This window comes from Acrocarpospora pleiomorpha (assembly GCF_009687885.1).
GTDB classification, from domain to species: domain Bacteria; phylum Actinomycetota; class Actinomycetes; order Streptosporangiales; family Streptosporangiaceae; genus Acrocarpospora; species Acrocarpospora pleiomorpha.
In genome coordinates this window covers 70230-83473 of record NZ_BLAF01000028.1, presented here as the reverse complement: position 1 = coordinate 83473, position 13244 = coordinate 70230, and the positions used below count along the sequence as shown (strand labels likewise).

Sequence of the window (13244 nt, the reverse complement as noted above, 5' to 3'; positions counted from 1 at the left end):
AGGCACGTGTACCGAAATGGGTAAGCTGCCACCCATGCGCGCGCCGTCCGGATACCAGTTAGCCGCGCGTTACCGGCTGCTCCAGCCGGTGGGACGCGGCGGCATGGGGACCGTCTGGCGTGCCCGCGATGAGCTTCTTGACCGTGATGTCGCGGTCAAGGAGGTGCGGCTGCCACTGGTCCTGGACGAGGATCTGCGCGCCGAACTCTGCGCCAGGACCGAACGGGAGGGCCGGGCGACCGCCATGGTGGCCCACCCCTCCGTCATCACGGTCTTCGACGTCATCACCGAGGACGACCGGCCCTGGATCGTGATGGAGCTGCTCAAGGCCGAGTCCCTGGAGGAGCTGGTCAAGAACAGCGGCCCGCAGGACCCGCAGCGGGTGGCCGAGATCGGCCGCCAGGTGCTGGGCGCGCTGCGCGCCGTGCACGCCAAGGGCATCCTGCACCGGGACGTCAAGCCCAGCAACGTGCTGGTCACCGAGGACCGGGCGGTGCTGACCGACTTCGGTCTGGCCGCGCTGGAGGGCGACGTCTCGATCACCCAGGCGGGGATCGTGCTCGGCTCGGCCGGATACATCGCGCCGGAACGGGTGCTGGGCGACAAGGCCAGCCCCGCCGCCGACCTGTGGTCGCTCGGCGCCACCCTGTACACCGCCGTCGAGGGCCGGGGCCTGCACGGCCGCCGTACGGCTGCCGCTGCGCTGGCCGCCCTGACCAGTGGCGCGCCGATCCCGATGGAGCGGGCCGGGCCGCTGGCCCCGGTGCTGCGCGGCCTGCTGCAGATCGACCCGGAGGCCCGCCTCGACGCGGTCCGGGCCGCCCTCATGCTGGCCCGGGTGGCCGCGGGCGGCTCCGCCGAGGAGCCGATCACCCCGCATCGCACGCCTCGCCCGTCCGCGCCGCCGGTGTTCCCGTCGGCGACCCGCAAACCACCGCATCGCGGGCAGCACCGCGCCGAGGCGCGCCCGCTGCCCCGGCCCGCGCCGCGCCCGTCTCCCCTGCCGGTCTACCCGCGCGAGCCGCACACCGGCGAGATCGCCGCCGTGCCGGTGCCCGCCCAGCGCCGCCGCCCGAGCGAGGGCGTGCACCGCAAACCGGCGGAGTACGAGGTGACTCCGAGCCCTTTCTCGCGAGCCCTCTCCAACTTCCTGAAGATGGTGCTTCCCCGCCGGTTCTGGCCCCGGCGACTTCGCCGATGAAAATTCGCAAGTGATCAGAAAGCGATACTCAAGGAAGAATCGCTATCTTTCTACTCATGCAGAGCAGGCTGCTCGCTGAGCGCTACGAGTTGATCACACCCCTTGGTCGCGGCACCATGGGCACCGTCTGGCGTGCCGTCGATCGCTCGCTCGGGCGCGACGTCGCGGTCAAGGAGATCAGGCAGGATTCCGGTCTGACCGCCGAGCAACGCCACGAGCTGCGAGAACGCATGATCCGTGAGGGCCGCACCGCGGCCAGGGTGCGCCATCCCTCGGTGGCCACGATCTACGACGCGATCGAGTTCGAGGGCGTGCCGTGGATCATCATGGAGCTGGTCGAGGGGCGCTCGCTGGAGGGGGTCATCGAGGCGGAGGGGCCGCTGCCGCTCCGGCTGGTGGCCGAGATCGGCCACGATCTGCTCGGCGCGCTGCGGGCCGCGCACGCCCAGGGCATCCTGCACCGGGACGTCAAGCCCAGCAATGTGATCCTCACCGATACCGGCCGGGTGGTGCTCACCGACTTCGGCATCGCCAAGTCGATCGGGGACAGCGCGCTCACCCAGACCGGGATGGTGATCGGTTCGCCTGGTTACACGGCGCCGGAACGCGCCAGGGGCGATCACACCGGGCCGGAGTCCGACCTGTGGGCGCTGGGCGCGACGTTGTACTACGCGGTGGAGGGCCGTCCCGCGTACGAGCGGCGGTCGGTCGCCGAGACGCTCACCGCGCTGATGACCGAGAGCTGCGATCCGCCCACGCATGCCGGGCCGCTGCGGCCGGTGCTGGAGGGCTTGCTGGAGAAGGACTACACGCTCCGCCTGACCCCGGATCGCGCGGCGGTGATGCTGCGCACGATCGCCGACACCCCGACGTCGGTCCGCCTGCCGGGCGAGGGCGTCGCTCCCCCGCCGATGCGGCCCGCGGCTTCCCCGGCCCCGCCGCAGGCGCCTCGTCCCACGAGCCCGCCCCCACAGCATGCTCCTCATCCGGCGAGCCCGCCGCCGCAGCAAGCGCCTCGTCCCGCGAGCCCATCGCCTCAGCAAGCGCCTCGTCCCGCGAGCCCGCCGTCACCCACTCCACCGCCGCCCGCGCCGGTGCCGAGTGCGGGACCGGACGAAACCGATCGCACGGTCGTGATCCCCCGTTCGCCCGGCGGAGCGCTCATTCCGGAAGTGGCGGAAATGCCCGCCGCCGACACGCCGACCGTCGTCAAGAAGTCGTCCGCCGAGGACACGACGGTCGGGGGACGGCTGCCCGGTAAGCGTGTCTTCCCGCCCGACAACGACGCCACCCCGAGCTCGCTCCCGCTGCCCGGCGCTCCGCAGCGCCCGCAGCAGCCTCCGCCACCGCCGCCGGGCCCGGCGCCTCTCCAGAACCAGCCCGCCCCTCCGCCCTTCGCCCACCCGTCCCCGGGCTACGCTCCGCCGCCGGAGTACCAGCCGGGTCCACCGGCCATGCCCGGGTACGGTCAGCCCCCGCCCGCGCCACAACAGCACCCGCATGATCCGCAGGGCTGGCAGCAGGGTTATCCGCAGGGCGAGGTGCCGCCGATGGTGGCTCCGCTGGGGATCGGCCCGGATTCGGCGACGCGGGCCGTACCCATCCCGGCGGGGCATATGCCGCCCGGCGGTGGGATGCCGCCGCAAGGACTGGGCACCGACCTGTTCGCGATGCAGTCCAAGCAGGGTGGGCCTCCGGTCAAGCAGGGACGCAACGGCCGCAAGGCGATGCTGATCATTTTGATCGCGCTGGCCGTGCTGGCGGCCGCCGCGATCGCGGTGTTCGCGATGAACGCGCTCGGCGCGAGCGCCGACGACGCCACGCAACTGAAGCGCCCGGCGCGGACGACCAGCAATTCGGAGGAGGGCGCCCCCAGCAGTTCGGACGAGGGTGCCCCCAGCAGTTCGGCGGCCGCCCCCGATCCTGCTCTGAAGCACCACGAAGACTCCAACGGCTTCACCGTCGACTACCCGAGCCGCTTCGCCGAGCCCAAGGGTGACGAGGACGGCATCACGTTCGGCAAAGGCCTGAACCGGATGCGCGTGGAGATCGTCCCCGAGCGTCCGGCCGACCTGGTCGAGGCCATCCAGGCGGTCGAGGCGGCGGGTGAGCAGGACGGCCAGTACCCCGGCTATCAGCTGATCAGGATTGCTCCGGTCCAGCCGAGCCCGTACTCCGGCACCGACACCGCCGATTGGGAGTTCACCTACGAGGACGGCGGCAAGACCGTCCGGGTGCTGTGCCGCTGGGTGTCTGTGCCCGGCGGAACCACGTACGCGATCTCCTGGCAGTCCCTCGCATCCGAATGGGATAAGTCCGCCTCTGAACGGGACGCGGTCTTCGCCTCCTTCGCCCCCACTTTGGATAGGCCGTCCGGAGGTTCTTGATACTGGAGTCATGACGCGGATCGAACATGACTCCATGGGCGAGGTACGGGTGCCCTCCGAGGCCAAATGGCGGGCCCAGACCCAGCGCGCGGTGGAGAACTTCCCGATCTCCGGCCGTGGCCTCGAACCCGCCCATATCGCCGCGCTTGGGCGCATCAAGGCGGCCTGCGCCACGGTCAATTCCGAGTACGGCCTGCTCGACCAGGACCTCGCTGAAGCGATCCGGGAAGCCGCCAACGAGGTGGCTGAAGGCCAGTGGCACGAGCACTTCCCGGTGGACGTGTTCCAGACCGGTTCCGGCACCTCGTCCAACATGAACGCCAATGAGGTGATCGCCACCCTGGCCGAGGAACGCCTGGGCCGCCCGGTCCACCCCAACGACCACGTCAACGCCGCACAGTCCTCAAACGACGTCTTCCCGAGTTCCATCCACATAGCAGCCGTCCAGGCCGTCACAGACGATCTCACGCCCGCCCTGGAGCATCTGGCGACCGCCCTGGTAGCCAAGTCCACAGAATTCGCCGATGTGGTCAAGTCCGGCCGTACCCACTTGATGGACGCGACCCCCGTCACACTCGGCCAGGAGTTCGGCGGCTACGCGTCGCAGATCGAGCACGGCATCGACCGCGTGCTGGGCACGATCTCCCGGGTGGCCGAACTCCCGCTCGGCGGCACGGCGGTCGGAACCGGGATCAACACCCCCGACCGGGCCTGGGCCGGAAAGGTCATCGCCGAACTCACCCGGGCCACCGGCCTGCCGTTCACCGAGGCCAGGAACCACTTCGAGGCGCAGGGTTCGCAGGACGGGCTGGTCGAGCTCTCCGGCGCGCTGAAGGTCGTCGCGGTGTCGCTCATGAAGATCGCCAACGATCTGCGCTGGATGGGCTCGGGCCCGCGCGCCGGGCTGGCCGAGATCAGCCTGCCCGACCTGCAACCCGGCTCGTCGATCATGCCGGGCAAGGTCAACCCGGTCATCCCCGAGGCCGTCACCATGGTCGCCGCCCAAGTGATCGGCAACGACACCACGGTCACCCTCGCCGGCGCGTCCGGCGCGTTCGAACTCAACGTGATGCTCCCGGTGATCGCCCGCAACGTCCTGGAGTCGATCCGCCTGCTGGCGAGCGTCTCCCGCCTGCTCGCCGACCGCTGCGTCGCCGGCATCACGGCCAACACCGAACGCCTCCGGGAGTACGCGGAATCCTCCCCCGCGATCGTCACCCCCCTCAACCGCTACCTCGGCTACGAGGAGGCCGCGAAGATCGCCAAGCAGGCCCTGGCCGAACGTAAGACCATCCGCCAGGTCGTCCTCGAACGCGGCCACGTGGCCGCCGGCACCCTCACCGAAGCCCAGCTGGACCAGGCCCTGGACGTCCTGTCGATGACCTATCCACCCACGTAAATCCAACCCTGGGACAATAACCGCCCTAGTCGTATGTGGGGTCTGGCTTGGCCGCGCCTGTGTCTGGACTGAGGAACGCAGGTCGCGGAGCGGCCGGAGTGACGAGGGAAGGCACAGGCTGAAGGCGGCCAAGCCCGCCGTGCCGGAGGCGCGGCCAATGTCACTGCCGTATCCCGCCGAGCCGGAGGGTCGGCCATCTACACAGTGCGATACGGGAGTATGTCGGCCAACCCCATGGGCGGCCCTCGGAACGCCGCCTAGATTCTGCGAGCATGACGAGTATGAACGGGGATCTAGCGGGACGTACCGCACTGGTCACCGGTGCGGGCAGTGGCATTGGGCGGGCGTGTGCGCGGCGGCTGGCGGCGGCGGGCGCGCATGTCGTGGTCGTGGATCTGCACGCCGAGTCGGCCGAGAAGGTGGCGGCCGAGCTGGGCGGGACTCCGGTGACCGTGGATCTGTCGGATCCGGGGTTCATGGCGGCGATCCGCGATCAGGTCGCGCGCAGCCCGTACGCCCAGGAGAGCGCGGACTGGACGGCTCCCTCACCCCCCGACGAGGTCCGGATATTTCCGGACATCATCGTGAACAACGCGGGGTTCCAGCATGTCGCGCCGATCGAGGAGTTCCCGCTCGAGGTGTTCGCCCGGATCCTCAAGGTCATGGTGGAGGCGCCGTTCCAGCTGGTCCGGGCGGCTTTGCCGTACATGAAGGAGCAGGGCTGGGGCCGGGTGGTCAACATCTCGTCGGTGCACGGCCTGCGGGCCTCGCCGTATAAATCCGCGTATGTGACGGCGAAGCATGCGCTCGAAGGGCTGTCCAAGGTGATCGCCCTGGAAGGGGCGTCCTTCGGCGTGACCTCCACCTGCGTGAGCCCGGCCTATGTGCGTACGCCCCTGGTGGAAGCCCAGATCGCCGCCCAGGCCGAGAGCCACGGCATCGACCCGGCCGAGGTCGTCGAGCAGATCATGCTCCAGCCCGCCGCGATCAAGCGCTTGATCGAGCCCGAGGAGGTCGCCGAGATGGTCGCCTACCTCTGCTCCCCCCAGGGCTCGTTCATCACCGGCGTCTCCATCCCCCTCGACGGCGGCTGGAGCGCCCGCTAGGACCTGGATAGCCGCCGCGCGATCCGCCGGAACAGGGACGGCTTCGCGGCGGGCTCCACAGGCAGCACCCGCACCTGCCCCGCCCGGCTCACCTCGAGCCCGAACCGCAGATCGACCACCTTGTCGTCCATCCGCAACCGCGGCCGCCACGTGCCGGGCCCGAGCACCCCGGCCCCGCTCAACCGCCGCACGGGCACCTTGGCGACCAGTTGCCCGGCCAGCCGCCCGGGCACCCCCGGCTCCACCAGCGCCGGGAACACGATCGTCCGCCCCCGCCCGCCCTTCTGCCGCAGCAGCAGCTCCACCATCGGCCCCCCGCTGGGCGGCACGTACGGCACCGGCATCGCCACATACACGTGCCCATCCCGCCGCGCCACCGTCACCCCCGGCGAGACCAGCGCGATCGACTCGGGGAACGACCGCGGCTCCACGCACACGCTCAACTCCCCCAGCTCCGACCAGCACGGCACCACCAGCCGCCGGGGATAGTCGGCCAGCACCCCGGCCACGTTCATGCCCGACTCCGGCCGCCCGACCCGGCTCCGCGCCGGATGGGTGCCCCGCATCCGGACATGCACCTCCCACACCCCCGGATCGACCGGATTGCCCAGCGCGGCCGTGCCCACGTCCAGCCGGGCCGCGCCGACCGCGCGCAGCCGTACCCGCTCGCCCACGACCTTCTGGTCGACCTCGCTGGTCACCGGGAGGAAGAAGCTGACGCCGGTGTCCGGATTGCGGATGAACACCTCCATCCGCGCGGTCGCCGCGGCCTCCGTCACATCGGCCATCTCCGGATCGAGCAGCCCGTCGATGGCCACCGGCGGCGTCCACAGCAGCCGCCCGCTCTCCTGCCGGAACCACAGCGGCGAGCCGTTCGCCCGGACGATCTCCACCGTCAGCGACAGGGTGAGCACGCTCGAATCCCAGCGCACGTCCGACAGCCGGGCCCGCAGCCGGGTCCCCTTCGACTCCCAGGCCAGATCGGTCAGCTCCGCCTGCCGCCCGGCCCGCAGCAGCGCCACCCGCGCCCGCTGGTAAACCGGCAGGTACGGATCCAGCCGCGCCGGGAACCGATCGGCGGCCAGCTGCCGCAGCAGCGTGAACGTGGTCGTCCGCAGCCCCGCCGAGGCGCTGGTGAACCGGGCGCCGCCCAGCCGCCGCAGCGCCAGCACCCGGAACAGGTAGGCGTTGACCCGATCCCGCTGCGCCCCCGGCTGCGTCTGCGCGTCCACGATGTCCATCAACGTCCGCAGCCCCGCGACCAGCGCCTGCGGATCCTCCGGCTCCCCCGGCCCCGCCGGCGCCACGTGGCAGCAGATCGGCTCGGCCAGGATCGCCACCACCTTCGCCGCCAGGTAGGCGTGCAGCACGAACGCGTGCTCCGCCAGCGGCCGCTCGGCGAAGCTCAGCTGGTGAGCCTCCAGGAAGTCGCGGCGGAACAGCTTGTGCGCGGTCGGCACGGTCAGCAGCCGGTCCTTGAGCAGATCCGCCCGGTCCCGGTTCCGGCTGAACACCGACAGCGGCGGCCCGTCCAGGGCCAGCCGCCCGAGCAGCACGTCGGCGTCGGTCTCCACGGCCTTCGCGTGCATCTTCACCATCGAGCCGGGTTCGAGCCGGTCGTGGGCGTGCATGAAGAACACGTAGTCGCCGCGCGCGGCGGCGAGCCCCGAATTGCGCCCCTTGAGCGGCGACCCGCTGTGCTCCAGGTGCAGCACCCGGATGTTGGGGCGGACCGCGGCGACCGCGTCCAGGCGCGCCTCGGTGCCGTCCGTGGACTGGTCGTCCGCGAAGATCACTTCATATTCGTCCGGCGGCAACTCCAGCAGCGAGCGTACGCACGCGTCGAAGGAGTCGTTCGAAGGCCCCGGATTGAACACCGAGACCACCACGCTGACCTTCACACCCATGCGGCAAGCGTGCGCCGCTCACCGGCGGGGGCGAATCCGCCTTGCCGAAGGATCAGGAAACCCTGACCTGGATTTCGCTAGATTTCGCTAGTACCAGCCCACCCGCTGGGAGTGTCCCCACGCGCCGCACGGCGAGCCGTACCGGTTCTTGATGTAACCGAGGCCCCACTTGATCTGGGTGGCGGGGTTGGTCTGCCAGTCGCCGCCGGCGCTGGCCATCTTGCTGCCGGGCAGCGACTGCGGGATGCCGTACGCGCCGCTGTAGCGGTTCATCGCCCGCTCGTTCCAGCCGCTTTCCTTGTCCCAGAGCTTCTCCAGGCAGCCCCACTCGTCCGCCCAGCCCATGGCCTCGGTCATGGTCTTGCCGAGGGCCTTGTTGCTGCCGGGGTCCGGGTTGGAGCCGGTCGGGAAGTCGATCGGCGGGAATCCGCCGCCGCCGGGGGCCTGCGTCGGCCGGCTGGCCGGGTCCAGGGGCTTGCGGCCCTCCCGGTCGGCCTCGATCTTCTCCTTCTGGATCGCCGCGGCGGCGTGCGCCTTCAGGGCGTCGATCTTGGGGCTGCTCTCGAAGTCACCGGCGAGAATGGCCGGATCGATCACCTGCGGCGGCAGGCTGTTGTTGTAGATGGAGGTCTTGACCAGGTAGGTGGTGCCCCCCGCGATCACCGCCACGGTGACGGCCATGATGGCGATGCGCTTGGGGGTAAGCAGGGGTTGGCGCGGGCGGCGCGGCGGGAGGTCGGGGCGATCCTGCCGGGCGGGACGCTCCGGACGCCGGGCGCGTCGGGATCGGGCGCGCGGCGGCGCCGACCGATCCGATAACTGCTGACCTGGACTCACGACCTATGAGCTTGCCCTGGGACGGGGGGTGGTCCGCAACCCATACATGAAAGTGAGTTGGTGTTTCTTTGACCTAACCGCCGGTTACATGGGGTTTCTTGGCCATTGTGATTTTGGTCACAGTGCTCGTGTGGTGCGTGTTGCTGGAGGGGCCGCCCCTCGGACCCCCGTACCGAAGGAGGGCCCCCTGGCCAGCCTTCCGGGAGATCGTTCGGATCCTGTGCGTCCGGTGTCACGGTTTCGGTACATTCGAGGCCCCATAATGACTCAGTGGCAGGCATCCTCCTGGTCGAAGACGACCCCTCGGTCCGTACCGGCCTCGAGCTCGCGCTGGCCCGGCAGGGGCATTCCGTCACCGGGTACGCGACGGGCGAAGAGGCGCTCGATCACATCAGGGCCCGGCGGCCGGAGATCGTGATCCTGGATGTGATGCTGCCCGGAATCGACGGCGTCGAGGTGTGCCGCCGGATCAGGAAGCTGGACTCGCTGCCGATCATCCTGCTCACCGCGCGCGGCGACGACCTGGACGTGGTGGTCGGCCTGGAGGCGGGCGCCGACGACTACGTGGTCAAACCGGTCGAGCCGCGGGTCCTCGACGCCCGCATCAGGGCGGTGCTGCGGCGGCTCGAATCGGCCTCCACCGACCGCATCACCTTCGGCGAGCTGGTCATCGACCGGGGCGCGCTGAAGGTCACCCACAACGCCCGCGAGATCCACCTCACCCCGACCGAGCTGCGGCTGCTGCTGGAGCTGGTCCGCCACCCCGGGCAGGTGCTCAACCGGCGCTACCTGCTGCGCGCGGTCTGGGACCACACCCACGTGGCCGACTCCCGGCTGGTGGACGCGTGCGTGCAGCGCATCCGCGCCAAGATCGAGCCGGTCCCGGCCGAGCCGATCTTCATCCACACGGTCCGCGGCTTCGGCTACCGCTTCAGCCCCCCGTGAGGAGTCTGCGGAAGAGGCTGGTCGTCACGTTCACGATCGTCGCGGTGACCGCCTCGGTGATGGTCGCGGGCATCGGCTACCAGCTGGTCCGCGGTGAACTGCTGCACCGCGCGGAGAGCAGCGCGATCGAGGACGTCCGCGACGTGCTGGACCGGATGACCCTGCCGATCGGCACCAGCGACCTGCTCTGGCCCAACGACGCCTCGGTCACCGACGACGACCTGGCCGGCCTGGTCGAATCGCTGAGCGGGCCCGACCGCCAGGTCGTCCTGGAGTACGGCCAGGAGGTCCCCCGCACCAGCGTCGGCGCCACCCTCGGCCCCGGCGACATCCCCGACAAGCTCCGCGCCGAGGCCAGGAACCGGCTCTCCTACCAGACCCTGATGATCGACGGCGAGCCGATGCTCCTGGTCGGCACCGACGTGGAACGCCTCACCGGCACCGGCTCCACCCGCTCCACCGGCATGTCGGTGTACGTCTTCGTCTCGATGCGCAACGAGGAGCGGGTCCTCGCCAACCTGCGCTACGCGCTGCTCCAGGCCGGCCTGCTCACCCTGGTGATCGCGCTCAGCCTGGCCCTGCTCTCGGCCCGCCAGGTGCTGCTCCCGATCCGCAGGCTCGGCGCGGCCGCCCGGGCGCTCGGCGCGGGCGAGCTCGACACCCGGCTGCCGGTGCACGGCCGGGACGAGCTGGCCGAGCTGACCGCCACCTTCAACGAGACCGCCGCCGCGCTGGAGCAGACCGTCTCCGAGCTGCGCGGGCTCGAGGCCATGTCGCGCCGGTTCGTGGCGGACGTGTCGCACGAGCTGCGCACCCCGCTGACCACCATGATCGCGGTCACCGACATGCTCAGCGAGGAGGCCGGCAAGCTGCCCGAGGACGCCGGGCAGGCGGTGCACCTGGTGGTGAAGGAGATCGTCCGGCTGCGGGTGCTGGTGGAGCATCTGATCGAGGTGAGCCGGTTCGACTCCGGCGCGGCCGTACTGCACCGGGAGAATGTGGACGTGGGCGACGCGCTGGCCGACTGCCTGGAGATGCGCGGGTGGAGCGACCAGGTCAAGCTGACCGTGCCGCCGGGGCTGATCTACTCGCTGGACCCGCGGCGGTTCGACGTGATCGTGGCCAACCTGGCGGGCAACGCGCTCAGCCACGGCGCGCCGCCGGTGCTGATCAGCGCCCGGGTGCTGCCCAGCGGCCTGGAGGTGATGGTCCGCGACCACGGCGAGGGCATCCCCCGCCAAGCCCTCCCGCACGTGTTCGACCGGTTCTTCAAGGCCGGGGTGACCAGGACCCGCAGCAACGGCAGCGGCCTGGGGCTGTCCATCGCCAAGGCCAACGCCGAACTGCACCGGGGCACGATCACCGTGAAGCCGGCCGAGCCCGGCACGCAGTTCACGCTCTGGGTGCCACGCCCATGAGAAGGCTCTGGCTCCTCGCGCTGGTCGTCCTCACCGCCTGCGGCGTGCGGCCGACGGACGTGCTGGACGGCGGGATGCCGCCGGTCATCAGCCCGAAGTCCACCTTCGCCACGGTTTACCTGCTGCGCGAGGACCGGCTCGAACCGCTCAAGGTCGCGGCGGCCTCGCACTCCATGGACGACGTCATGGGGGCGCTGTTCGAGGCGGGCGCCCGGACCACCGACGGGCTGAGCACCGCCCTGGCCGGGCTTCAATGGCAGACCAGCCAGATGACCCGTTTCGGTGTCGTACGCAATGACCCGGAGAACGCCGACGGGTTCCGGCTGGCGCTGTTCATCACCGGGGGCGGGCAGATCACCAGAACGGCGCTGGCCCAGATGACCTGCACCGCCATGCGGCAGCGGCAGGACATCTGGGCCGTGAAGATCACCCACACCGACGGGAGCGGGCCGAGAACCCTCGGCGAGCACACCTGCCGCGAGTTCTGGGACCTCGCGGCAGAAGGCCGGCAGCTTCCCCGTTAAACCGTGATGTCTTCCAGCATCTCGGTGACGAGGGCCGCGATCGGCGAGCGCTCCGAGCGGGTCAGCGTGACGTGCGCGAACAGCGGGTGGCCCTTGAGCTTCTCGACCACCGCGACCACGCCGTCGTGCCGCCCGACCCGCAGGTTGTCACGCTGCGCGATGTCGTGGGTGAGCACCACCCGGGAGTTGGCCCCGATCCTGGACAGCACGGTCAGCAGCACGCCGCGCTCCAGCGACTGGGCCTCGTCCACGATCACGAACGCGTCGTGCAGGGACCGGCCGCGGATGTGCGTCAGCGGCAGCACCTCCAGCATGCCGCGGTCGAGCACCTCCTCGATCACCTCCGGTGTGGTGACCGCGCCGAGGGTGTCGTAGACCGCCTGCGCCCAGGGGCCCATCTTCTCGTTCTCGGTGCCCGGCAGGTAGCCGAGGTCCTGGCCACCCACCGCGTACAACGGGCGGAAGACGATCACCTTGCGGTGCTGGCGGCGCTCCAGCACGGCCTCCAGGCCCGCGCACAGGGCCAGCGCCGACTTGCCGGTGCCCGCCCGTCCGCCGAGCGAGACGATGCCCACCTCGGGGTCCATCAGCAGGTCGAGGGCGATACGCTGCTCGGCGGATCGGCCGTGCAGGCCGAACACCTCGCGGTCGCCGCGGACCAGCCGGACCGACTTGTCCGGCAGCACCCGGCCGAGCGCCGAGCCCTTGCTGGACAGCAGCCGCAGCCCCGTGTGGGTGGGCAGCTCGCGCGCTTCCTCCAGGTCTGCCGTGCCGCCGTCGAAGAGCGCCTCGACATCCTCCGTCGTCACCTGGAGTTCCGACATTCCGGTCCAGCCGTTGTCGGTGGTGGCCACCAGCTCGGCCCGGTACTCCTCCGCGGCCAGGCCGATGGAGGCGGCCTTAATCCGCATCGGCAGGTCCTTGGAGACCAGCACCACGTCGAAGCCCTCGCTGGCGAGGTTCTGCGCGACGGTCAGGATTCTGGTGTCGTTGTCGCCCAGCCGAAACCCGGCCGGCAGCCCCGATGGGTCGCTGTGGTTGAGCTCCACCCTGATCGTGCCCTCGCCGATGGGCATTGGCTCGTCGAGTCGTCCGTGCCGCAACCGAAGGTCGTCGAGCGAGCGCAGAGCCTGCCTGGCGAAGTACCCCAGTTCGGGATGATGCCGCTTGGCCTCCAGCTCGGTGATGACGACGATCGGGAGTACAACCTCGTGCTCTTCGAACCGGCTCATCGCCGCTGGATCAGCGAGCAGCACCGATGTGTCGAGGATGTACGTGCGACGGGACTTGGACGGGTTGCCTGAGGACAATGCCACGCGTTCTCCCCCGGGCGCCAAAGCGCGGCGCCCTGCCTTGACTGGTGGTGAACGGACCGGGCCCGGACCCCGCCGAGGCGGAACCGTGGACCGGCCCTCCTCGCAAGGTCTTTGAGACGCAAGGATGGGCCCTCTCCCGAGGTAAGCACTGCTGCTTACTTCTTACGGTACGACCTGAATCCCCGCCCGCCAACGCTTCAATCC

Annotated in this window: 10 protein-coding genes; 7 read left to right on the top strand and 3 right to left on the bottom strand. The window is 70.4% G+C overall.

Features of this window, described 5'->3' with window-relative positions; genetic code table 11:
* The first annotated feature begins 34 nt into the window (after positions 1 to 34).
* The 4 genes from Aple_RS24750 to Aple_RS24735 all read left to right on the top strand — a co-directional run bounded on the left by Aple_RS24750 (position 35) and on the right by Aple_RS24735 (position 6093).
* Positions 35 to 1201, top strand: coding sequence for a serine/threonine-protein kinase (locus Aple_RS24750; RefSeq protein ID WP_155347076.1), 1167 nt, complete (start codon positions 35 to 37; stop codon positions 1199 to 1201).
* Positions 1202 to 1257: 56 nt separating this feature from the next.
* Positions 1258 to 3588, top strand: a complete 2331-nt coding sequence (locus Aple_RS24745) for a serine/threonine-protein kinase (RefSeq protein WP_155347075.1) — start codon at positions 1258 to 1260, stop codon at positions 3586 to 3588.
* Between the two features lie 10 nt (positions 3589 to 3598).
* Positions 3599 to 4987, top strand: coding sequence for a class II fumarate hydratase (locus Aple_RS24740; RefSeq protein WP_155347074.1), 1389 nt, complete (start codon positions 3599 to 3601; stop codon positions 4985 to 4987).
* 281 nt (positions 4988 to 5268) lie between these two features.
* Positions 5269 to 6093, top strand: coding sequence for a 3-hydroxybutyrate dehydrogenase (locus tag Aple_RS24735; protein WP_155347134.1), 825 nt, complete (start codon positions 5269 to 5271; stop codon positions 6091 to 6093).
* On the opposite strand, the gene Aple_RS24730 is transcribed toward Aple_RS24735, so the two are convergent.
* A complete protein-coding gene (locus Aple_RS24730) occupies positions 6090 to 8000 on the bottom strand; it encodes a glycosyltransferase family 2 protein (protein ID WP_155347073.1) in 1911 nt (636 codons plus the stop codon). The genes Aple_RS24735 and Aple_RS24730 overlap by 4 nt on opposite strands.
* Positions 8001 to 8087: 87 nt before the next feature.
* Positions 8088 to 8681 (bottom strand): aggregation-promoting factor C-terminal-like domain-containing protein, encoded by a 594-nt coding sequence (locus tag Aple_RS24725; protein WP_308805519.1) that lies wholly within the window; start codon positions 8679 to 8681, stop codon positions 8088 to 8090.
* Positions 8682 to 9107: 426 nt separating this feature from the next.
* Between Aple_RS24725 and Aple_RS24720 the strand changes: the two genes are divergently transcribed.
* The 3 genes from Aple_RS24720 to Aple_RS24710 are packed head-to-tail and all read left to right on the top strand — an operon-like array spanning position 9108 to position 11724.
* Positions 9108 to 9782 carry a response regulator gene (locus Aple_RS24720; RefSeq protein ID WP_155347071.1) on the top strand — a complete coding sequence of 225 codons (675 nt, stop codon included), beginning with the start codon at positions 9108 to 9110 and terminating at the stop codon, positions 9780 to 9782.
* Positions 9779 to 11200, top strand: coding sequence for an ATP-binding protein (locus Aple_RS55620; protein WP_281361610.1), 1422 nt, complete (start codon positions 9779 to 9781; stop codon positions 11198 to 11200). The genes Aple_RS24720 and Aple_RS55620 overlap by 4 nt, the downstream gene beginning before the upstream one ends.
* Positions 11197 to 11724: a hypothetical protein gene (locus Aple_RS24710; protein WP_155347070.1), complete on the top strand. Its 528-nt coding sequence runs from the start codon at positions 11197 to 11199 to the stop codon at positions 11722 to 11724. The genes Aple_RS55620 and Aple_RS24710 overlap by 4 nt, the downstream gene beginning before the upstream one ends.
* On the opposite strand, the gene phoH2 is transcribed toward Aple_RS24710, so the two are convergent.
* On the bottom strand, positions 11721 to 12995 hold the full coding sequence (gene phoH2, locus Aple_RS24705; RefSeq protein WP_218038500.1) for an RNA 5'-3' helicase PhoH2: 1275 nt from the start codon (positions 12993 to 12995) through the stop codon (positions 11721 to 11723). The genes Aple_RS24710 and phoH2 overlap by 4 nt on opposite strands.
* Positions 12996 to 13244 lie beyond the last annotated feature (249 nt).